Genomic DNA, 23,336 nt, shown 5'->3' on the forward strand with positions numbered 1-23,336 from the left:
AAATATTAAAAAGATAATAAAGTTTGCCCGTAGTGAGAGCTAGAGCTATATTTGATAATGAAAACTAGAGTAGTAGGCAGAGTTAATGGCGAGAGGCAGACGGCTAGCGAGTATTGAAGATTTTAATCGCTCGCTCAAGAAAAAGTATGGTATTGGCACGCAAGAAGCCTATAAGCCATGGCTACGAATACAAGACGTTAATTCTAAAGGAAAAAAATCAACAGCTTTTGGAAGAAAAATAAAGCGATATCATCATTTTTTATCAGGAAGAGAATCTGAATTTTTTTATATTGCTGAATTTAGTGATTCAGTCATTGATATCCGAGAGCAGTTCCCCCTACTTCCGCTTACGTTATCACAGAAAGTTGCGTCTGCAATTGGTGTTCCTCACCCAATAGTAACGGGAACGGATGTGCCTAACATAATGACGACAGACTTTTTGTTGACCCGTCAATGTGCTGGCGATACATCTTTTCACGCTATATCAGTTAAACCAGACGAAAAACTAACCCAAAGAATATCAGAAAAATTGGATATTGAGAGAGTCATATGGGAGCTTTTGGGGATAAAATTTTCTTTCTTCACTGGTAATGAGATTACTAAAGCTCAGGCTGCTAATATCAAGTGGGCAACAAGTCCTTTTCGCTCTGGTGCGGTAGATATTACACAAGCAGATATTGAAATAGCACTAGGAGCTCTATCCAAAGGAAAGTACTTGCTTTCTCAATTATGCAGCGAATTGAACTTGAGCTTGAAAGGAAGAGGTGTTGATGGATTATATGTATTGCGATACCTCATTGCTGAAAAGTATATTCATGTTGATTTGGATTACTCTATTGTTACATCTAACACTATAGAAATATTATCATTGGCTCAGAGTCAAAGTGGGTCTTTATATGGTGCTTGAAATAAATAGTACATGGAAAATAGAAACCTCTGAGAGTGACTTAAATGGAGTATTTCGCATCATAGAGGTGAGAGCTGATTTAGACTGTCTCATTCTTTTTGAGTTAAACGAAACTGTTGGTACGTGTAGACCTATAACGGTTCACCTGCCTACCTTTATTACATGGAACAAAGAAGGTAGAGCAATTCAAATTGACATTACTCCACCTGCATTTTTGCTCGTTTCAGACGAAGAAATCGAACCTAAAAACCTTGAAAGGCGAAATTCGAACTATGAAAAGATAAGAAGCTTAGTGTCTGACAAGCAGTTCATATTAGACTATGCATGTTCAAAAAGAACATCGAAACTGGCACAACATGCAAAGCAAATTGGCTATGACAGAAAAAGCTTGTCCCGTTTGTTAAGTCGTTACTGGCATTTCGGGCAAAGTAAAAATGCGCTGTTGCCTGCGTATGCAAACAGTGGTGGCTATGGCAAGCCAAGAATAGCTAAAGAAACCCCACTTGGTGCACCACGCACTTCTAGAACATTGATGTTTGAACGAGCACCAAAATACATTATTCGAGAAGCAGATAAAAAGAACATTCTAAAGACTTTAAAGAAATACTATTTAAAGCCAAATGGAAAGTATCTTACTGAATGCTACAGGGATTATCTACGGCAATTTCATGCAGATGAAGTTAAAATCGCAGATGCATGTGATAGAGCTCCTCATATACCTTCTTATAAGCAATTTAAATATTGGAAAGGTAAGTTGGTCGAGAAAAATATGGAAGTTCGGCTACGCAATACCGATCACAATTATAATCTTAAAAAAAGAGCATTGTTAGAGAGCCCGTTACAGGATGGTCTCGTGCCGGGTAGCTGCTTTGAAGTAGATGCTACGGTGGCTGATATAAATATTATATCTGAATTCAGTCCAAGGTACGTCTTAGGGCGGCCTACAGTGTATTATATTATTGATTGCGCAACTCGAATGATAACGGGAATGCACGTTTCTCTTTATCATGCTTCTTGGCGTGCTGCGCGACAAGCTTTTGTTAATTGTTTTACTCCTAAAGCTGAGTTTTGTGCTCAATACGGTGTCAACATTTATGAATCCGAGTGGCCATGCTCGCATGTACCTGCTTACTTTACATGTGACAATGGCGAAATGATTGGGCTAGAGCCAGGGGAAAAGATCACGCCGTTCGCTGAGTTAAGTTTCGCTCCTGCATATAGGCCCGATTACAAGAGCTTTGTGGAGCGACGGTTTAAAACCATCAATGATAAGCTACTTCATCAATTAATTGGTACAACACGCGGAGGAAAGGTCGTACGCGGTGATGTCGACCCTCGTAAAGAGTCAATATATACCTTATATGAAGTGACGAGCATGTTGATAGAAGCTGTGCTAGAACATAACCGTGATATTTTGAGTAAACTTGTTTTTGACAACCCAATCCTTGTCGAAAAAAATATAAAACCCACACCAATCAATACATGGAAAGTATATTTAGCCAATCATCGACATAGCCTTCACCAAGTCTCATTTAGTGAGGCAATAGCTAAGTTGTTACCTCCGGAAACTGCCAGTATGACTCGAAGCGGGATTCAGTTCAAAGAAATGTACTATACGTGCAAAAAAATAGAAGATGAAAACCTAGCTGCTATAGCCCGAGAAGGCGGCCGTTGGTCGCTCGATGCACGAATAGATGACAACACTCTAAATTATATTTATGTGAGAATGAATAATAATGAGGGTTTTACTAAATGTACTTTATTGAAGCGCAACTCCATATTCAAAGATATGCCAATGGCTGAAGTAGATTTTGTGCAAGATTGGATAACAAAGTTTGAAGAGCTTTCTCCCGTAACCGTCGAATCGATTGATATGAAAACCAGACATGAGGCGTTAGAAACTCAAGCTAAGAAAAGGGCTAAACAAAGCACGTTAACGCGCTCAGAAAGAATTCGTAATATCCGTGAAAATCGCCGTGAAGAATTGCGTAAAACGACTCACAGTGAAATAGATGCAGAGATTAGCAATACCAGCGACGATGTAGATACAAAGAGTATGCAGCAGAATGTTGTTATGTTGCCAAGGCGGAATAGGAAATAGGGGGACAATACGTGAGAAAAGTTGATGCTGAATATCATGAAGCTATTTTACCAGAGTACCGAGGCAACCCTTTTATTGAAGCGCTACCTCCAAAGCTTGGGGCTGAAGATTTGTTGGAGAAGTTCTCCAACTATGTTGATCTTGATGAACATATTAGAGACAACCCTGATCCACTGATACGTGAAGAATATACGATCCGATTAAAGCAATTAAGACAACCATTTTTTATATATTATGAATGCTTCAGAGCAATCGAAACTGCAATAAAAGATGGCTACTCAAGGAAAAATCCATTCAGCCCTACCACTTCACAGTTTTTACATTACCCCGTTGATAAGCCTCCTGAAGTTGCCCCATCTTCAGGCTTTTTTGTGCCAAAGGCTGAGACTATAACTATCATTGGAGAAAGTGGGGTAGGTAAAACCTGTATGCTTGAGCAAATTTTAAATTATCTTCCACATGTGATTAAACATGATGTTTATCATGGACAAAAGCTAGAGTATACAAAACAAGTCGTATGGGTGAAGGTAGAATGCTCTCGAAACTCAAGTGTTAGAGAGCTATGTGAAGATATAATTTTTAGCCTTGATCTAGCAATGAACCAACCAAAAGAGCCTCTAGCAGCAACGATATCTGGTCTTTTGTGGCAAATTGAACAAAGGATTAAATCAAGTTTTCTCGGGGTACTTGTTATAGATGAAATGCAGCGGCTGGAGCTTAAGAAAACTGGTGGTGAAAATAACTTGTTGAATTTCCTTCATAAGTTGGTAAATAAACTGGGTGTTCCACTCGTTTTTTGTGCTAATCCGCCTTTTGATAAAACTTTATCGAAACAACTCAAAGCGGCGCGTCGAGCTGAAAGTGCTGGATACTTTGAGTTTGAGCCGTTAACAAGAGAAAGCGGTGAATGGGACGTTTTTATTGGAGAGCTGTGGGAAATACAGTGGACCAAGGTATACAACGAACTTACTCCTGAGTTGAGTGACAAGATGTATAAGCTTTCTTTGGGCAATTTGGATATTGCTCATCGCATATATCGAGAAGCCCAAAGAATGGTTATTTTAGATCCCTTAGCGGATGAGAGAATAACGCCAGCCGTGTTAGATATTGCCTATGCAAGAGCTTGTAAGTTATCTCGCAATACACCTGAAATTCAGACTCTTAGAGAGTCTGTATCATTGCCAACTGGGAATCGCAACCAGAACTCCCCCAAAGAGCTGGAGTTATCTACACCAACCAGAACGCCAATTGCTGACGTTACTCGACCCCAACATCCAGAGTTTGAATCAAGTATAGTTGAACTTTTGGGGGCTGTAGACCTCCCAGATCGGATAGCCAACCCTTGTTTGTTCCAAGACATTGCAGAGCAAGATGAAGGGTTTTCTCTATTAAAAGGCACAAATACGGTACTTGATGACCCTTTAGGTGAGCTAAAGTGATAAATAGGCTTATCAATGAGCTTCAGACATTGCTCTTTTGTAGAGAAAGGCAATTGGAATAAATATAATCTATCTTATTACTCTGATCTTACAACTATTTTGAACTTGATAACCAAAAAATTGCACTTTGAGCGTAGCAATGGTGCCAAAGCTAACCACGCAAACATCACAAAATGACTAGTCTCAAATTGAACTCATTGATTGGCGGCGTTTATGTCACCTTATGGGAAACATTGAGAATGATTGAAAATATCACTGACAAGGGACTCTATCGCTGTTTTGTAGATCAAGGTTAACGAAGGCACTTTGCTGTGCGCTATGATGTGGCAAAAGAGCGGAGTGGAACCTAGCATTAAGAAGAATCTTAAGCCATGTAATGCAATAGAGACAATCCTCGCCCGACACCAACTTTTTATGTATGAAATTTGGAGAAATGTGATTATTAATTTCACCGCCTTTAGTACAGGGATTAATAGTAGGTAGAATATAAGTGGGTGAGCCTAAGGCTTTGCTCTTCAACCAAAGAATATTGTTCTTCCAAACAACAAGGCATCATTAACGCCTGTGGAACACCACTCAGCCCCTACCGCATACCCTGTTACGTCCAGCTGTTTTGGCGTCATAGAGAGCTGAATCGGCGGTATCGATTAAATCTTTTAACTCGTGTATTTTAGTGTTACTTTCGTAGGTGGCTACTCCAGCACTTACTGTAACATATTCAAACGGTGAGTGCTTATGCTCTATTTTTTCATCCAAAAAGCACTGAGTGATACGCCGAGCAATCTCCATTGCAGCACCGTTAGGTGTATTTGGTAAAAGAATAGCGAACTCTTCTCCACCATAGCGATACAATGCATCCATTGGCCTCCTTATATGCCTTTGCGTCACTAAAGCAAAGGTCTTTAACACGTCATCGCCTTGTAAATGGCCATATTCGTCGTTGTATCGTTTAAAGTAATCTACGTCTATCATCACTAAACTAAGGTGGCTACTAGCTCGCTTTGCACCTCGAAAATGTTTCTCTAAGTCCGAGTCAAATAACCTCCGATTAAAAGCGCCGGTTAAACCATCTACATAAGAGTATTCACGAAGTTGATCTGCCTGCTTCTTGTATTTTAAGTGAGTTATCGCTCTATTAAATAACGTCCGCGCTACTATGGGTTTACTAATAAAGTCGACAGCGCCTGCATCCCAGCACATTTCCTGTTGGTTTTCTTTTATATTTGAGGTGACGAACATTACGGGAATTTGTGCAGTGATAGGATCTTTTTGTAGCTCTTTACATGCATCGATACCGGTTATACCATCTAGCATCCAATCCATTAGGATTAGGTCTGGTAGGGCTAATCTAATATAGTCTAGTGCTTTTTCGGCACTTTCAAATGCCACTATTTTGCAAATATCTTCCAAGCAGGCACATAGAACTTTTTGTGTTAATGGAGAGTCTTCGACGACGACGATCGTACAGTCACTAAGCTCTGCTACTTCCTCAAACATAGGTATTTCAATTCCGTGTTGTTAGGTATAACGCAATCGTGTATGCCGTGTAACCCAATAAAGTTGGGATATTATCCGCGGTTACTGTAATCATAAACTATATTTAATAACACGCTATGTAAACACAGTAATTCTATATGAAAGAGATTGGAAGAAGGGAATTTTTAAGCAAAGTTGGTCTTGGGGTAGCTTTATCGGCGGCTGCAATAAAAGCCCCCTATGTATTCGCAAAGAATAGAACAACTCTTCGTGTAATGGGAACACACGTTACGTTACAGGAACCTTTACGCAAGCGCGCCATGAAAGAGCTAGGAATAGATATCCAATTCTACCCCATGGGTAGCGCGGCGGTTCTTCAAAGGGCGGCGGCAAATCCTGCTACATTTGACCTTTATGAGCAATGGTCAGATTCCATCAATATACTTTGGCAAGCCGGTGCCATACAGCCTATTGATATTGAAAGGCTTATTTACTGGCCTGAAATAAATGCACTAACCAAGACTGGTAGGCTTATACCATCAGCTAAAGTTGGTGCAGGTGACGCTCCAAATAAATTACTGTATGTTCAAGAGGATGGAACTCTAGCTAACAATCCCACGAAAAAAATAAGCTTTCTTCCCTATGTGCACAATGTTGACTCCTTTGGTTACAACACTGACTTTATTCCACAAGGTAGCGCTTATGAAACTGAGTCATGGGGTTGGTTATTAGATGAATCAAATGCAGGAAAAACAGCTGTGGTTAATGCGCCAACTATCGGTATTTTTGATTTAGCGTTAGCAGCACAAGCTAAAGGCTTGGCTACTTTCAAAAATATAGGAAACATGACTATTGACGAAATAGATAAGCTTTTTGAGATTCTGCTGATAAGAAAGCGAAAAGGGCATTTTTCTGGTTTTTGGACTTCAGTTCCGCAGTCGGTGCAGTTCATGTTAGATAAAAGAGTGCATATTCAGAGTATGTTCTCGCCTGGAGTTAGCGCTTGTAGGGGCCAAGGGTTACCGATCACTTATGCGTCACCAAAAGAAGGATATAGGGCATGGCATGGTGTTATGTGTCTCTCATCTCATGTACACGGTCAGGTCAAAGACGCAGCGTATGACTACATGAACTGGTGGCTCTCAGGGTACCCTGGAGCATTTATCGCGAGACAAGGGTATTACATCTCAAATCCAGAGCGTAGCAGGCCCATGATGTCTGAACCTGAATGGAGTTATTGGTATGACGGCAAACCTGCAACAACACCTCTAAAAGGAACGGATGGAAAAGTCATCGTCAAGACAGGTGAATTGCGTGATGGTGGAAGTTACACTAAACGATTTTCGAACATTGCAGTATGGAATACAGTCATGGAAAACTACGATTACAGTCTAGATCGTTGGTATGAATTATTAAACGCATAAGGCGCTAATATGCCAGAACTTTCAATTAGATCGCTTTCTAGCAAGATACTGATGGTCTTACTCGCATTCACTGCAAGTCTAACCGCTGTGTACATAGTGTTAAGCTCGCGTGTAGAAGTTATTGATAATACTCTAATTAATACTTTGAATGTCTCAAAAAGCTCTGTATCGGTACTTAAGATTAACAAAGAAATCGTGGAGTTGCAGCGTGATATCTCAGTGTTTAGCAGCTCTGGCAGTCCTGCTATCTATGAAAAAGTGCAGGCCAACCAGAAGCTAATCAACACAAGACTTTTAGAAATAAAGTCAAAGGCACAAAGCGAAGTAGAAAAGCAGCTTATAGATTCATTGTTGGAAATTGTTAGCAGGTACGGTAGTAACTTAAGTGTGCTCATGCAGCGATATCAAGAAAGAAAATATTTGCTTCAAATCCAGCTACCAGAGGTGTTTAAAGAAGCGGAAGTTTACTTACGATTATTTCTCAATGACAGCGATTCTAGTCAGGATAAAATCACTATATATCAACTGCTAGATTTATGGTTGACGCTTTATCGAGATGCAAACCTGTATCTAACACAAAAAGACTACAAGAAGAAAAAAGCGGTTTTAGACGGGCTAGAAAAAATAGAAAGTAAGTTGCTTTTTAGCAATAAGGTGAGTGGTGACATTACTTCTAATTTGCAAGCCCAAGTTCATAAGTTTCGAGACGCATTTAATAAAAGTATTCAAGCAAATCGAAATTATTTAACTTTAGTCAATGTGGTAATGGCCGGTGATGCTGTGGAGTTCTCAAACTTAGTGGATAAGCTGAGAACAGACTCATTATCAAGGCTAGACTATATACGAAATACTGCTGAGGAAAAAGTTCTCGATTTTGAGAGAATAATCAAAATATCAATGGCTGTCGGTTTACTCTTTTTAGTGTTTTTCGTTTTATTTTTTCACTTCCATATAATCCGTTCAATTAAGCGGCTTACCGAGAATTTTCAGCACTGTATTGAAGGAAATTTATCTGACGAGATAAAAGGCCTTGAACGAAAAGATGAAATAGGCACGCTAGCCAACGCCGCAAATCAATTTAAATTGCTAAGCGAGGCACTTATTGAGGCAAAACAGGTCGCTGAGCATACATCAAAAATAAAATCTGACTTTTTAGCCAACATGAGTCATGAAATCCGAACACCTATGAATGGGATTTTAGGAATGGTAAGGCAGTTGAGGCAAACTGACTTAAACAAAGAGCAAATAAATATGCTTGAGCTTGTTGATTCATCTGGAAAAAGTTTGCTAGTTATTTTAAATGATATTCTCGATTTGAGTAAAATTGAAGCTGGAAAAATCGAGCTAGAATCGCAACCATTTGCACTTAATAAGCTATTGTATGAACTCGAACATACAGGAAAAACGCTTAATAAATCATCTTCAGCAAAGTTAATCATCGAGAATAATATACCTATAAAGTTAAACGTTCTTGCAGGAGATGTTGTTCGACTCAAGCAGGTTTTACTGAATTTACTTAGCAACGCAATAAAATTCACAGAGCAAGGCACAGTAAAATTACTAGTGGAAGTACAAGAGGAAAATGTAGATAAAGCACAGCTGAAGTTTAGTGTCATTGACACGGGAATTGGTATTCCACAAGACAGGATAGAAATGCTTTTTGAGGCTTTTTCCCAAGCCGATACCTCTATAACTCGCCGGTTTGGCGGTACAGGTCTGGGCTTAACTATCTCAAACAAATTATTAGACCTGATGAACTCTCGACTCGAAGTTGAGAGTCGCTTAGGGGAAGGCTCGACTTTCAGCTTTACTGTCACGTTTCCTATTTCCGAACTAGTCAATGAAGACATAGACTCACAATTCCAAGAAATTAAACTCACTATTAATCGTGACATTGAAATTCTGCTTGTAGAAGACAACAAAATCAATCAAATAGTCACGAAGTCAATGCTAAAGGATATGGGACTAGAAAATATTATTATTGCTGAAAATGGCCTAGAAGCCGTAGAGTTTTGTAAAGCTGAGAAGTTTGGATTGATCTTAATGGATATGCAAATGCCTGAAATGGATGGCCCTACGGCAGCACAACATATCCGTAAATATAGAGACTACCGTGATATACCGATTATTGCATTAACAGCTAACGTTCTTGAGCAGGATAAAAAGCGGTGTCTTGAAGTTGGAATGAGCGCTTTTATATCCAAACCAATAGATCACCATGAATTTGTACAGGTTGTATATAAAGCTTTAAAACAGCCTGATTCAAAGGCTTCTTCGAGCCAAATTAACTTAGCTTAAATTCAAGTAGTTTCCTTGCATTGTCTACACCAGAGTCTATAAAGATAAAATGCCCTTTTATAAGTAATAAGAAAATAAAGGAGATTGGCATGGATGAAAAAGCAGAGCAATTTGTTGGTGACGACTCATTGTCAGACCTCATTTTTGACAATATTCCAGACTATGCATTCATTAAGGACGATAAACTTAGGATCGTAAAAGCGAATAGCGCATTTCGCTCTATGTACCCCTCAGAAGCAAGGGAAAAGATAATAGGATTCACTACACTTGAGTCCTACAACCCTGAAGAGGTTCAAGAATTTATCAAAGATGATAAGAAAGCATTGGAATTGGGATATGCTGAATGCTTGGAAACAATTACGTTTCCTGATGGAGGTGTAAGAACTTTATACACTCGAAAAAAGAGATTCTTTAACTCAAAAGGGGCTGTATTTATTCTCGGGCTCTCAAGTGATGTGACTGAAAGAGAGCATTTGATGGCACAATTAAAAAGGTCCAATGATGCACTAGACGAGTTTGCTTATATTGCATCACATGATTTAAAAGCGCCGTTAAATGCGATTTCGAAGTTGGTTACTTGGATTGATGAGGATTTCGGCGATGAGCTTCCTGAAGGTGCTAAGGAAAACTTTGACTTAATTCAACAGCGAGTTGCTCGTATGAGCAAGTTACTACACGACTTGCTAATCTATTCCCGAGTAAATCGAAAGCACAGCGAAATAGAAACATTTGAGTTCGGTGAGTTTACCAAAGAGATATATGACTCTATTGATATTGAGTTGGTGTTGAAACTGGAGTGTACACCAATAAAAGTAACCCTTCCGAAGACAGCACTAGAAGTGATCACCCGCAATTTAATTAGCAATGCACTCAAGCATCATGACCGAAAAAGTGGATCACTAATTATTCAAGTAAAAGAAAGCTCTAATGAATATGAAATGCACTTTATTGATGATGGTCCAGGGATCCCTACTGAATATCGACAAAAAGTATTTGAAATGTTCCAAACGCTGAAGCCACGAGATCAGCAAGAAGGTAGTGGGATGGGCTTGGCGATAATAAAGAAAGTACTCAACCATTATGGCGGTTCAATAAATATTGTAGATAGTAATATTGGAACAGAGTTTGTCGTTAGGTGGCCAAAAGTAGACACCATAGTTAACCCCAATTAGGTATAATTTCAATGCAAGATAATGATATTACGGTATTAGTTGTTGAAGATGATGACATTGATTATATGACAGTAAAGCGAAGCTTTTCTAAACGAAAAATCATGAACCCAATGGTTAGAGCTATTGATGGTGTGGAGGCACTAGAGCTTCTGAAAGGTAAAAAAATTGGATATCCCTATATTATTTTACTAGACCTGAAAATGCCTCGAATGGGGGGGCTTGAATTCCTAGAAAAGCTGAGAGCCGACAGCGAGTTAAAAGACACGGTTGTGTTTGTGTTAACCACCTCAAAAGATGAAGATGATATTCACTATAGCTACGAAAAAAATGTGGCTGGATATTTCCTAAAAGAAGAAGCAAGCGACTCTATGATGAGCCTTGTTGATATGTTAGATGGATATTGGCGTATTGTACAATTCCCAACGAAGTAGCGAGGTGATGTATGAATATACTGCTTGTTGACGATGATATTGTTGATCGCAAGATGATCCGTCGCTCTCTAATAAAAGGAGGAATTGAACACCAATTGACAGAGGTTAGCACAGTAGAAGAGGGAATATTTGCACTAGAAGAGCTTTGCTTTGACTTGCTACTTCTTGACTACAATATGCCCTCAAAAAATGGCCTAGATTTGCTAATTGAACTAAAGCGTATCAATCATATAAAAGAGCTTACAATAGTGATGATTAGTAATTCACATTCAGAAGAGTTGATACTAAAATGCCTAGATCTAGGCGTGCAAGACTTTCTCCTCAAAGAAGAGGTTACAGCGTCACTTTTAACGCGCTCTATTCTGCAAGCAAAAAAGCGTTTTGAGTTAGAAAAGCAACTACATACAAGTTACCTTCAAGTAAAACAATTAGCTGAACTTGACTCGTTAACAGGTTTGTATAACCGCTATTATTTTGAGGAAACTTGTCAAAGGTTGATGCAGGCAGATAAAAAGCGCTATAAATGTGCAGGTGTTCTTGTAGCCGATATTGTTAACTTTAAAAAGATTAATGACCGTTTTGGTCATGAAGTGGCAGATCAGCTTCTTATTGAGCTTGGAGCAAGCTTCAAGAGACATACTAGACAAGAGGATATAGTAAGTCGCTTCGGTGGAGATGAATTTGCCTGTTTGATGGTCTCATGTGATAACCCTTTACAGATAAAAATTGAAGCTGAAAAACTCATTAGGGTACTAAGTCGAGTTTATTCAATCCAGTCTCAGGACGTTTACTGCCAAATTAGGATGGGAATTTCACTGTATCCTCTAAATGGTAGTGATTCCAATGACTTAATACGGTTTGCTGATATCGCGCTATTTAGAGCAAAATCAGCGCAAAGCTCTTCTGCTTGTATATTTGAAGATAACATGCAGACAGAGTTTCAAATGAAATACAATGTAGAACAAGATTTAAGAGGAGCAATTGAAAGGCAAGAATTGGAACTTGCATTTCAACCTATTGTAGATATTCAGTTACCCAAAGTTGTTTCACTCGAAGCTTTAATTAGGTGGCCTACTGCCAAATTCACTAGCAATCCTCAAGAGTTTATTACGATAGCAGAAGAATCCAAGCTGATAGAGCCGTTAGGCAAATGGATTATCGAACGTGCAATTACTACGCTAAAGGAAGTAAATACTAAGCTTGGGTATCCCGTTCGCTTAGCAATAAACCTCTCTCCACTGCAACTTGAAGATATTTCCCTACCTGCATATATAAATGATTGCCTTAAGCGTATAGACGTCGACGGCAGTTTGTTTACTTTTGAGCTAACTGAAACGGCGCTATTAACTGAAAGTAAGCGAGTAAGCTCGAGCCTTCAACGTATTAAAGAGCTTGGATGTAAGATTGCATTAGATGACTTTGGTACAGGCTACTCTTCAATTTCGCACTTACTTAATTATCCTATTGATATTGTTAAAGTAGATAAATCTTTGACAGATAGAATTGGAGTTGAGGAGCGCGGAAAGCGAATTTTTTTGGGTTTAGTGAACATGCTTAAGAGTTTGCAATTAAGCATTATTGTAGAGGGGGTAGAGAATTACCAGCAATATTATGTCTGTAAAGAAGTAAAAGTTGATAAAATTCAAGGTTACTACTTTTCAAGCCCTATATCCGAAAAGAACATTTTAAGGACAATTAAGTCATTGAATAAAGAGCTTGTAAGGTAAAGTTAAGGTTTATTCAGCTTAAGCCTCCTGATTTAGCATAATCGGCTAAAATACCGTATAGAACAGGGAGTTCAATTGGTTTTGCAATATGAGCATTAAAGCCTATTTCCATATAGTGTTTAACATCTTCAACCATAACGTTTGCAGTTAGAGCAATAGCAGGAATCAGGTTACCCTCCTTTCGTATTGCTTTTATTGCGCCGACTCCATCCATGAAAGGCATATGTATATCCATAAGTATTAAATCAAATGCTTTTTCTTTGAGTGCTTCTAATGCCAATATACCATTCTCAACGATCACATATGTAGCGTTTGTCTCTTTAAGCATGGTTTTGATTAAAATTTGGTTAATTTTATTATCCTCCGCAATCAAGATATGAGTGTTCTCTAGATTGGGCGGTGTGAACGATTTTTTGTGGGCAGGTTTTGATAAATTTTTCGCTCTCTCTAACGGTAAAATGATATCAACATTTGTGCCTTTACCTGCCTCACTAATTAAATTTATATTGCCATTCATTAGCTTAATGAGACTTACGGTTATTGACATACCTAAACCAGTACCACCATACTTCCTAGTTGTTGAGGTATCAGCTTGGGAAAAACGCTCAAAAATACGTTTTTGCGCATCTTCATTCATTCCAATACCAGAGTCTTGGACACTTAAATAAATTGCTTTTTTGTCATTATAAGTGCGACAGCTAATAACTATTTTGACCTCTCCACTGTTGGTAAACTTAACAGCGTTAGATGCCAAATTAAGTACAATCTGCTTTACTCGAACTAGGTCACCAAGCCACCCATCTTCGAAGCTATTATCTACTATTACGGCGAAATCTATACCTTTGTTACTGACCAAGGCATCTAAGTCATACTTAACCGATTCCAAAATTTCTAAAATTGAGATTTCAGTACTTTCCAGCTCAATTTTATTTGATTCAATTTTTGAATAATCCAAAATATCGTTAATGATGGTAAGTAAGCTTTTGGCAGAATATACAGCATTAGCTAATACTTTCTCTAAGTCGGGTTCTAAATTAGCATTTTCGAGTAGCTGTAGACCGCCTAGGATGGCGTTCATTGGCGTTCGGATTTCATGGCTCATATTAGCCAGAAAATCACTTTTTGCCTTAGATGAGTGTTCAGCTGCTTGTCTAGCCGTTTCAGAAGTTTCCATTGCTTCTATTTTTTCAGTAACGTCATAATTTACGCCAACAACTTTTATTGCCTTTCCATTCTCTCTAATAACTTCCGCACTTGCTTTGATTGTTCTGACCTCACCATTTGGGTGTATAACTCTGAATTCTGGCTCATAAACTCCGGTACCAGCTATTGCTGCTTGTAACTGTGCGCTTGCAAAATCTATATCATCAGGATGTACAGCATTAGCCCAAGCATCATAGACTTTTGTAAACTGCACTTCTGATATTCCATAGAGCTTGAACATTAGCTCATCCCAGATCAGTTCATTTGTGACTAAGTCCCACTCCCATACACCTATTTGAGCTGAATTGTTGGCTAATTGCATTCTAAGTGCCATAGAATCAGCTTTATTTCTTGCAATTCTAAGCTGTTCTTCAGCTTTTTTTTGCGGAGATATATCTTGAATGACTGACCAAATAGAGTTCTCGCCATTCTCATCAGTCACTCTTATACCAGATAATAGAACGGGAAAAGTGCGACCACTTTTATGAATATACTCCTTTTTATATGGTCCGTATCTCCCTTGTTCTTTCAAGTTAATTAGTTGCTTTTGCTCTTCCTCTTGGTATTTCGGAGGGGTAATTTGCCAATAGTCAGTATTATTCAACTCATCTACAGAGTATCCAGTCATTCGACTAAACTCATTGTTTACATAGTGAAATGTACCGTCTTTTAGTGTATTAACAGCAATACCAATCGGTGCTAAGTTGACAAAGCGTTCAAACTTCATCTTTTCCTTTTGGTAAGCTGTTTTATAACGTTTGATATTGGTGTTTGCTTTTTTTAGCTGTTCTTTAGCATCAATTAATTCAGATATATCCCTTCCGATTGCAAGAACTAACTGTTCGCCTTGGATCTGGACAGCTGTAAGTGATATCAAGCAGGGGAATGTTGAGCCATTTAAATTAGAGTGGATCCACTGAAAAAGCTGAGGCCCTTCGGTCAGAGAGTTTCTTATGTACTCCATCGCAAGTTCTTCGGAAGTACGGCCGCAAGGTTGATACTTTGGGGAAATATCCGCTGGTGATAATGACAAAAACTCACTTTTACTTTTGATACCGTGTAAATCCACAGCAGCTTGATTACATTCTATGAACTTACCTGTATTGAGGTCTAGAATAGATAATGCATCTCCTGAAGCCTCGAACAGCTTTTTATACTTGTCTCTTTCAAAAGAAGTCTCAGCTAGTTGAGATTTAAGACTGTGGATTTCTTTTTCTAATTCAAGTTGATTTTTACTTACCATGTCCTTCCTAGTATGCGGCGTTAAGTATGTTAAACAATTCGACCTGTTAGTAGTATAGAATGGGAATAAACATTGTTAGCAGAAAAATAAAAGAGTTTTCTCACTTCAATGAAATAACTGAGAATGCACCAACTGCTATCAACACTACCTTGCAAAATACGTGTTGAGCCGAATGCTTCATGTTTGGGCTCAGTCAGAACAAGCCTTTAGCCGTCCGCAGAAAAGTAGCATCTCCATCTGTTATTGGCCCTATAACGATGATGTCGAGCAATAGATTCAGGTGCATTCAGAATGTGACGTAGTTGGAAATTGGTCACCAGCTTGCGGATTAAACTACAAAGCAAATGGACCTAGAAAAATGCAAGTATAAGAAGTTGTCGAACGGGGGATTTTCAACCTGTTTCTAATAACAAGAACATAAGTAACATTCGCAGTACAAGTCATAGACCAAAAGGAACAGCGAGTGATGCTGACGCTAATGCTATTAAATATGCATGTGATGTCTGTAAGTTCAAACAATGGAAATCGAATACTGTTGTTAATTAACATTTTACTCAACAATAGATTCTGTCTTTATCTTGAAACTTGAGTCTATAATAATATTAATCAAGAGTGAGTTTAGACTTTGTTTTGCGATTACCTTCAGTCCTTCCTAGTGAAACATTATTTAGCCGCTTAATCCGGGGCCTGACAATCTCGGGGAGCAGTCGCCCTCATTATTATTTCTGGCTACTTGGAAGCTCAAGAGCTAGTTTCCATCCATATCTTACGTCAAATCTTATCAAAATAGCGAGTAAAGCGGAGGAGTCAGCAAATAGCTTATACTTTTCTCAGACACTATTCCCGCTTTTTGCCCATTATTTACCTTCGCATAGTAATGAAATTTACTACTCAGCGTTATCTACACCTTATGGTTTCAGAAGCTGCCAGCTGGCGAACTTTAGGGAACACGAATGTTTAACATTAAAATATTGCCCTTTATGTGCAATGAGCGATATTAAGCACTTTGGGGTGGCCTATTGGCATATTGAGCATCAGATACCTGGAATTGAATGTTGCTGTAGTCATCCAGTATGGCTTCTCCACAAACCTTTGCATAAAGCTAGTCAAGTCCACGAAGGGTTGTTACCTTGTGAAAGTAGCAATACTTTCAACTGTAATGATAAAGCCTTTAGTTTTGCTAAGTACACATCAAAAATATTACAATCAATACAAGCAGGTAAGCAGCTTAAAAATGATTACTTACCTATTTTGGCAGATAAAGGGTATGTGACAAAAGGTGGGTGTATTCGAAGGCGGTTACTAGCGACTGAACTTGCGAGATTAGTTGAAGAGTTGGGTTTCCCTTATACCGAGCTAATGCCTGAGTCAGAGCGTGATTATAAATATTTCTCTAATCTTTTGAAACCTAATGTTAATCAGCATCCCTTCAAACACCTTTTATTAGCTTACTGCCTGTCGGATTTAAATGTAGCTCAATTTTTGGCAGTTAAGCCTGTGTTGAATAGAAGCCTAAAGCCAGACCCTACTATTATTGAAGCGCAATGCTTGAAGCTTTTAAAGGAAGGTCATTCTATGGCTGAGATTAGTCGGAGGACTGGTAGAAGCAGGTGTTACATTAAAACGTTAGCACTAAAAGAAAATGTTGAATTTGAATCAAAGCCGAAAATCATAACCAAAAAAGTTAAATTATATATTATAAATTTAGCTAAGAAAGGATTTCACCGACGCGAGATTGCTAATCGCTATGGCATATCAAGTGGAAGTGTTGAGCAACTTATTTCTAGTTGTCCTGACCTAGTGATTTGGCGAAGGAAGTGTAAATCTGACTCAAAGCGTCGTAGATATAAATATACAATAATGAATTTTATTAAGACACACCCGCTTGCATCTAGGCAAGATTGTAAGAGAAGTAATTATGCAGCTTTTTATTGGTTATATAATCACGAACATGATTGGTTGAGCACCATTTTGCCAACGGCGATTAAGGGCTGTAGGAATCAAAGGGTTGATTGGAAAGAAAGAGATAGAAAGCTTTCAAAACAACTCGGTGATCTTTTGTCTAAGAATACAGAATCCGTAACTTTAACTAAGTTAGAACAGTTATTAGGTGCTCATGGGTGGTTGACGAGATATAGACATAAACTACCAACAGCTATGACGATTATTGAAAACTATAAGTTAAGAAATAAATGAATATACCTTTGGATGAATCACTGCAAAGCTTTCTATTTCGGCAGCAGATGTTATTTGCGGGGAAACTAGACCCTAAGAAAGTGATAACAAGAAATGGAATGTGGTACTTATCTCCTTATGCCCATCAAGAAGTACAACATATTTTTCATCGACTTGATGATAGCATTTTGCTTGAAGCGGCAGAGGTAGGTGAGCCTATACGAGCTTGCCAAGATGGCATTTTTACCTCTTCCGATGACTATTGTATGTCTCTATGGAGTATATTTTTTAACAACGGTAAGCAGGATAGTCGGATGATAAATAAAACGAAAATTCGATTTTGTCAGACATGTGTTAATGAGGCCATTTTCGAGTATGGACACGGTTATTTTAAACATCAATGGGTTCGAAACACTTGGTGCTATTTGCATGAATTGCCCTTACGGCACTTAACAAGAGCTTCATATAAACATGCTATTGAAGATGTAAAAGAAATTTTAGCTGGCGGCATACCGATTAACGAAGTGTGTACACAAACTAGACCTTCGGGTGCTGTCGAATCATTATCGGTCAATAATTCAAAGGAACTTGAGCTCTTATTTGCAGTTCATGCACCATATTGCTTAGGGCGCTTATTGGCGAATTGGCTAACGTTAAATTTCAGCAAACTGAGTGAGGTTGCTGAGTTTTTAACGAAAGTTGAATGGGCCTTTCTCCCGTGGAATTTATTGAATCTACCAATAGATTCAAATGATTACTCACAAGCTCTTAGGAAGCTAAATGCATTGATTGTGTCTTTTAGACGAAACTCCAGTTTAAACGAATATATAAGCGAACATGTTGAATATGTTAAAGTGTTTGTTTCGCCAAGAGGTCAGCTATCTGAAGTTATGATGCTTCCTAAGCTGCGCGATTGCCAGTCATGTGCTAAGAATAAAAGTTGCTCCTTTTTGAAGTTTGAGTATAACGAGATCAAAGAGGAAATTGACCTGCAGTTTTTGTTTCATCACTCAAGCTCATTTAAGAGGTATGCTATTGACCAAGGACAGATCTCCTTGACTGGCGATTACATGTGGATGCCTTTTCGAATTAACTCTTTTCTGTCGGAGGAAGATTTGGAGAGTGGGGAGCTAATGGAGTTTGTGTTATAGCTTCCAAATTTACTCTACGGTAACTTGAAAGGACAATTATGTTGCAACAGAAAAGCTATTGGTTTGAAAAATACGCTAGAAAATACTCATACAGTGTTGGTATATGAGAGCAGAGCGAAGCACAGTTCTAACGTGTAGGAGCATAATTTTAAGTTACTAATGCATCTTGCGGGCAAACTTTATTGTCCATATCATTCCTTGCGGGCAAACTTTATTGTCCTTTCACAGCTATGTAGCGATAATAGAGTTTGCCCGTAGCAAATCCGGAGCTATATTTCATAATTAAGGCTATTGAAGTAGGCAAAACGAATGGCGCAAAGTAGGCGGCTTGCGAGTATTGAAGATTTTAATCACTCCCTTAAAAATAAGTATGGGATTGGTAAATGAAGAAAGCTATAAGCCATGGATCCGAATACAAGACCTCAGTTCAGATGGAACAAATCAACAGCATTTGGAAGAAAAGTAAAGCGATATCATTATTTTTATAAGGTATAGAATCTGAATCTTTCATATTGCTGAATTTGGTAAGTTAGGTATTTCACAGAAAGTAGTGTCTGCAATTTGTGTTACTCATCTAGTTGTAAGAGAACTGATATGCCTGAGTTAATGACAACAGGCTTTTTTTGTTCTGCTCAAGTTAAACCGGAGACTCTCCTAAAGGAATTTTCATAGTTGTTTGGCGACATATTGTTGTTGGCAGTATGAAGCCGATCTAAGTTGTAATATCGCATATATGCAAAGACATCATTTGTGTAATGTCTAGAGAAGCTGCTGTCTTAGATACTCTATAGCTATACTCCGTTACCGATACCACAGTTTTTTGTTTGAACTCATTGACATAAATTCTATTTTTTCTTTTTGTCATATACATACACCTTAATAGTAGGATTATATTCCCTTCTCAAAGTGTCTGCTTTTTGATTAAAGCAGATCACTTAATGCGGCTTTGTGAGTTTTGACTGTAATATCTTACTATTTTCATTGAAGTTGAAATATTTGATTGTTATATTCCGCGACAAAGGATAGTCCCTATTTAGGGGAAGCGGGAATTTCAAATTGACCATTAAAAAATTTAATACACAAATCAGCCCGGAAGCGCGTTTTGAACAGGCGCTCATTTGTCTGTCACTGATAGGTAAATTTCACCAAAAACCGATTAATATGACCGAGCTTAGTCATGAGTTTCCGTTAGAACAGCGAAATGATCATGAATTTATTGATATTCAGATCATTAGAGCTGCCCGTTCGGTAGGCTATAAAGCCAAATTCAGAAATGTAAGGTTAGAAAACCTCAATGATAAGCTGCTGCCAGCCATGGCCGAGACATCTGATGGCCAGTTTGTCGTGATTGCAAAAGTAGCCGCTGAAGGGGCTGTTATTCAACATTTTGATCTACAGCGGCCACCTGAGTTGATTCCATATGCTCAGTTTGCGAAGTTATTTAGATCGCGGCTGCTGATGCTGACTCCACGCGCTTTAGATCGCGTTAGTAAAGTGGCATTTGGCTTTAAGTGGTTTATACCAGCACTGGCCAAGTACAAAGTGTATTTTACCGATGTCTTACTGGCTTCATTTTTTATCCAGTTGCTGGCACTGGCCTCGCCTATATTTTTTCAAGTTGCGATAGATAAAGTGATGGTGCATAAAGGGATGACAACACTTGATGTGTTGGCGATCGGTTTTTTGTTTGTCATTACCTTTGAAGTGGTGTTAACCGGTCTGCGCTCCTATTTGTTTAGTCATACCACCAACCGGGTGGATGTCAGCCTCGGTAGTAAGTTGTATCAGCACATGCTAGCGCTGCCGCTGGCCTATTTCAAATCCCGTCGGGTCGGTGATACTGTTGCGCGGATCAAAGAGCTTGATACCATTCGCGAGTTTATGACCGGCTCCGCTTTGACCGTGGTACTCGACATGTTCTTTACCGTGGTATTTTTTGCCATCATGTTTTACTACGCTCCCGCGCTAGCATGGATAGTGGTCGCCAGCCTGCCATGCTATTTTGTGATAGCGTTATTGATGGGGCCCGCCCTGAGAACCCAGCTGGAAGCTAAGTTTCAGCGCAGTGCAGAAAACCATTCGTTTTTGGTTGAATCAGTCAATGGTATCGAAACCATTAAGTCACTGGCGGTTGAACCTCAGCTCAGGCAACGCTGGGATGAAAAGCTGGCAAATTACGTCCGTGTGTCATTTCAGGCATTTCAGCTTAATAATATTTATGGTCAGTTGTCGGGCTATGTGACTAAAGTAACGGGTTTACTGATCCTCTATTTTGGTGCCATTAGTGTTACAAGTGGCGCGCTGACGATAGGCCAGTTCATTGCATTTAACATCTTAGCACAGCGCGTGGCCGCACCGATCATGCGTTTTGCAAACTTATGGCAGGACTTTCAGCAGGCAAAAATATCTTTGGCTCGTCTTGGGGATGTACTCAATACTCCCACTGAAACACAGGGGTCAAGCAATATGATGCTGCCAAAACTGCGTGGTGAGGTGAGGTTTGAAGATGTTGAATTTCGTTATGCACCAAACAGACCTCCTGTTTTGAATAACATAAACCTGACCATTAAAGCGGGCGAGGTGGTTGGTATTGTGGGGCGATCTGGATCTGGAAAAAGCTCACTAACTCGATTGATCCAGCGGTTGTACTTACCCCACCAAGGTCGTGTATTTATCGACGGAATTGATATCAGCTTATTGCCGCCGGCCTGGTTAAGGACCCGAATTGGTGTAGTGTTGCAGGAAAACTTTTTGTTTAATGCCTCCGTGCGCGACAATATTGCACTGAGCGATCCGTCGATGCCGTTGGAGCGAGTAATAGAAGCGGCCCGTATGGCTGGCGCCGAAGAGTTTATCTTACAACTACCAGAAGCGTATGACACCCAGATAGGTGAACAAGGCGGTATGCTTTCAGGGGGCCAGCGGCAGCGTCTGGCAATTGCGAGGGCATTGGTGAGCGATCCACCCATCCTTATTTTTGACGAAGCGACCAGCGCATTGGATTATGAATCTGAGCAGATCATTGCCAACAATATGGCACGCATCGCCCAAAATCGCACTGTCTTTATTATCGCACACCGTCTGAGCGCTGTACAAAATGCCGACCGTATTTTGGTAATTGATAAAGGAGAGGTCGTTGAGCAGGGGAGTCATTTTGAATTGCTCAGGTTAGGCGGACATTATGCCCGTTTGTCGCATATTCAGCATCGGGGACAAGTGCAGTACGCTTCTTTGGAGCCGGAGGTGACGCCATGAGCCGCAAGCAGGATACTCGGTTATATGAATTCTTGGCTCCCGCGCTTGAGATCGAGGCAGCTCCGCCGCCACAAGGTGCGCGGGCTATTGTGTGGACTTTATTGGTGTGCATAATCATCGCAATTGCTTGGGCCTACATTGGCCGGGTAGACATTGTTGCTGTGGCACAGGGCCAGCTGATCCCGAAGCAAAAGGTCAAAGTGATCCAGCCACTGGAAACGGCGGTGGTACGGGGGATCCATGTGCATGAAGGGCAGCGGGTTGAGCAAGGCCAACTATTGGTGTCTTTTGATCCGGCCATTACCGAGTCAAATTTTCAGCGTATCAGATTGTCAACACAAGACTTTTCTCAGCAGATCCGTCGTAAACAGCTACTCATTGCGCGCCTTAATCAGATTAAGCCATCTAGCACCGGATTACTCAACCCTGCACAGCAAGCGCTGTTGGAAGCAGAACTGGCCGAGTATCGTAGTGAACGGGCTTCGCTGTCATCGCAATTACTCAGATTTGAAGCCGAACTGGCTGGTGCGCGGGCGAAGCTAACTCAGCTGGATAAGGTGCTGCCTTTGGTTGAGGAACGGGCGCAAGCGCTGGAGCAGCTACAAGTTAACAAACTGGTTTCGCGAGAAGAGTATCTTGAAATTAAACAAACGGCGATTCACAACCGTGAACAGCGTCATATTGAGCTGGCAACCATAGAAACCTTGCAGGCCACCATAAAAGCAACACGGCAAGAACAGGAAACGTTAAAAGCGACTTTAATACGCACAGCTCAGGCCGAGCTCAACCAGCTGGAGCAGGAGTTAGTGAATGCGCAGCAAGAACTGGCAAAGTCTCAGTATTTGTTAAACCAAAATAAACTGTATGCACCTGTGTCCGGCACTGTGGAGGCGCTGGCACTAAGCACACTAGGTGAAGTGGTAACCCCAGCTCAACAATTACTGACTATAGTACCGGCAGAAGATGAACTGATAGTAGAAGCACGGCTATTAAACAAAGACATCGGTTTTACTTACCAAGGACAGATTGTTGAGGTGAAAATCGACAGCTTTCCGTTTACCCGTTATGGGATCATCGAAGGTGAAGTACTCGACGTGTCTACAGATGCGGTAGAGGATGAGCAGCTTGGCCTGTATTTTCCTGTCAAGGTAGCGATTAATCAACAAACTATCCAAATCGATGGCCGCGTTGTTCCGCTTAGTGCAGGTATGAGTGTGTCTGCTGAAGTAAAAACTGGTCAGCGTCGGATCATCGAATTTCTGTTATCGCCCGTTGTACAACACCTAGACGAAGGTGCCCGCGAGCGTTAAGGCACAACACTTAACTTAAATAAG

At 39.8% G+C, this 23,336-nt stretch carries 14 protein-coding genes; 12 read left to right on the forward strand and 2 right to left on the reverse strand.

Annotated features, from left to right (window positions below; translation table 11 throughout):
- Positions 1–85 precede the first annotated feature (85 nt).
- The 3 genes from L1271_RS03480 to L1271_RS03490 are packed head-to-tail and all read left to right on the forward strand — an operon-like array spanning position 86 to position 4,447.
- Positions 86–907 carry a heteromeric transposase endonuclease subunit TnsA gene (locus L1271_RS03480; RefSeq protein ID WP_039492848.1) on the forward strand — a complete coding sequence of 274 codons (822 nt, stop codon included), beginning with the start codon at positions 86–88 and terminating at the stop codon, positions 905–907.
- Positions 897–3,008 (forward strand): DDE-type integrase/transposase/recombinase, encoded by a 2,112-nt coding sequence (locus L1271_RS03485; protein WP_039492847.1) that lies wholly within the window; start codon positions 897–899, stop codon positions 3,006–3,008. The genes L1271_RS03480 and L1271_RS03485 overlap by 11 nt, the downstream gene beginning before the upstream one ends.
- Positions 3,009–3,019: 11 nt before the next feature.
- On the forward strand, positions 3,020–4,447 hold the full coding sequence (locus L1271_RS03490) for an ATP-binding protein (protein WP_039492846.1): 1,428 nt from the start codon (positions 3,020–3,022) through the stop codon (positions 4,445–4,447).
- 576 nt (positions 4,448–5,023) lie between these two features.
- Here the strand turns inward: L1271_RS03490 and L1271_RS03495 are convergent.
- Positions 5,024–5,944, reverse strand: coding sequence for a GGDEF domain-containing response regulator (locus L1271_RS03495; RefSeq protein WP_039492845.1), 921 nt, complete (start codon positions 5,942–5,944; stop codon positions 5,024–5,026).
- Between the two features lie 137 nt (positions 5,945–6,081).
- Here L1271_RS03495 and L1271_RS03500 point away from each other — a divergent pair, with 137 nt between their 5' ends.
- From L1271_RS03500 to L1271_RS03520, 5 genes are all read left to right on the forward strand, one after another.
- Positions 6,082–7,347, forward strand: coding sequence for an ABC transporter substrate-binding protein (locus tag L1271_RS03500; RefSeq protein ID WP_039492844.1), 1,266 nt, complete (start codon positions 6,082–6,084; stop codon positions 7,345–7,347).
- Positions 7,348–7,356: 9 nt separating this feature from the next.
- Complete coding sequence (locus L1271_RS03505; protein ID WP_052258200.1) at positions 7,357–9,645, forward strand: hybrid sensor histidine kinase/response regulator; 2,289 nt, start codon at positions 7,357–7,359, stop codon at positions 9,643–9,645.
- Between the two features lie 89 nt (positions 9,646–9,734).
- The gene (locus L1271_RS03510) at positions 9,735–10,817 is read left to right on the forward strand and encodes a PAS domain-containing sensor histidine kinase (protein WP_235366758.1); all 1,083 of its coding nucleotides are present in this window, start codon (positions 9,735–9,737) and stop codon (positions 10,815–10,817) included.
- 11 nt (positions 10,818–10,828) lie between these two features.
- Entirely contained in the window at positions 10,829–11,248 is a 420-nt protein-coding gene (locus L1271_RS03515) for a response regulator (protein ID WP_039492843.1), read from the forward strand.
- 11 nt (positions 11,249–11,259) lie between these two features.
- The gene (locus tag L1271_RS03520) at positions 11,260–12,975 is read left to right on the forward strand and encodes a two-component system response regulator (protein WP_235366759.1); all 1,716 of its coding nucleotides are present in this window, start codon (positions 11,260–11,262) and stop codon (positions 12,973–12,975) included.
- 13 nt (positions 12,976–12,988) lie between these two features.
- On the opposite strand, the gene L1271_RS03525 is transcribed toward L1271_RS03520, so the two are convergent.
- A complete protein-coding gene (locus tag L1271_RS03525; protein ID WP_235366760.1) occupies positions 12,989–15,421 on the reverse strand; it encodes a PAS domain-containing hybrid sensor histidine kinase/response regulator in 2,433 nt (810 codons plus the stop codon).
- Positions 15,422–16,033: 612 nt separating this feature from the next.
- Here L1271_RS03525 and L1271_RS03530 point away from each other — a divergent pair.
- The 4 genes from L1271_RS03530 to L1271_RS03545 all read left to right on the forward strand — a co-directional run bounded on the left by L1271_RS03530 (position 16,034) and on the right by L1271_RS03545 (position 23,312).
- Complete coding sequence (locus L1271_RS03530; RefSeq protein WP_084204186.1) at positions 16,034–17,617, forward strand: TnsD family Tn7-like transposition protein; 1,584 nt, start codon at positions 16,034–16,036, stop codon at positions 17,615–17,617.
- On the forward strand, positions 17,614–18,747 hold the full coding sequence (locus L1271_RS03535) for a hypothetical protein (RefSeq protein WP_039492839.1): 1,134 nt from the start codon (positions 17,614–17,616) through the stop codon (positions 18,745–18,747). Before L1271_RS03530 ends, L1271_RS03535 begins: the two co-directional genes overlap by 4 nt.
- Positions 18,748–19,803: 1,056 nt before the next feature.
- A complete protein-coding gene (locus L1271_RS03540) occupies positions 19,804–22,002 on the forward strand; it encodes a type I secretion system permease/ATPase (protein ID WP_235366761.1) in 2,199 nt (732 codons plus the stop codon).
- Positions 21,999–23,312, forward strand: coding sequence for an HlyD family type I secretion periplasmic adaptor subunit (locus L1271_RS03545; protein WP_235366762.1), 1,314 nt, complete (start codon positions 21,999–22,001; stop codon positions 23,310–23,312). The genes L1271_RS03540 and L1271_RS03545 overlap by 4 nt, the downstream gene beginning before the upstream one ends.
- Positions 23,313–23,336 lie beyond the last annotated feature (24 nt).

It is taken from the genome of Pseudoalteromonas sp. OF5H-5, from assembly GCF_021530695.1.
GTDB lineage: Bacteria > Pseudomonadota > Gammaproteobacteria > Enterobacterales > Alteromonadaceae > Pseudoalteromonas.

What these genes read in the sequence shown, in the direction of transcription:
- L1271_RS03480 (WP_039492848.1), top strand. Translation starts at nt 86, where the DNA reads ATGGCGAGAGGCAGACGGCTAGCGAGTATTGAAGATTTTAATCGCTCG.
- L1271_RS03485 (WP_039492847.1), top strand. Translation starts at nt 897, where the DNA reads ATGGTGCTTGAAATAAATAGTACATGGAAAATAGAAACCTCTGAGAGT.
- L1271_RS03495 (WP_039492845.1), bottom strand. Translation starts at nt 5,944, where the DNA reads ATGTTTGAGGAAGTAGCAGAGCTTAGTGACTGTACGATCGTCGTCGTC.
- L1271_RS03500 (WP_039492844.1), top strand. Translation starts at nt 6,082, where the DNA reads ATGAAAGAGATTGGAAGAAGGGAATTTTTAAGCAAAGTTGGTCTTGGG.
- L1271_RS03505 (WP_052258200.1), top strand. Translation starts at nt 7,357, where the DNA reads ATGCCAGAACTTTCAATTAGATCGCTTTCTAGCAAGATACTGATGGTC.
- L1271_RS03510 (WP_235366758.1), top strand. Translation starts at nt 9,735, where the DNA reads ATGGATGAAAAAGCAGAGCAATTTGTTGGTGACGACTCATTGTCAGAC.
- L1271_RS03515 (WP_039492843.1), top strand. Translation starts at nt 10,829, where the DNA reads ATGCAAGATAATGATATTACGGTATTAGTTGTTGAAGATGATGACATT.
- L1271_RS03520 (WP_235366759.1), top strand. Translation starts at nt 11,260, where the DNA reads ATGAATATACTGCTTGTTGACGATGATATTGTTGATCGCAAGATGATC.
- L1271_RS03525 (WP_235366760.1), bottom strand. Translation starts at nt 15,421, where the DNA reads ATGGTAAGTAAAAATCAACTTGAATTAGAAAAAGAAATCCACAGTCTT.
- L1271_RS03535 (WP_039492839.1), top strand. Translation starts at nt 17,614, where the DNA reads ATGAATATACCTTTGGATGAATCACTGCAAAGCTTTCTATTTCGGCAG.
- L1271_RS03545 (WP_235366762.1), top strand. Translation starts at nt 21,999, where the DNA reads ATGAGCCGCAAGCAGGATACTCGGTTATATGAATTCTTGGCTCCCGCG.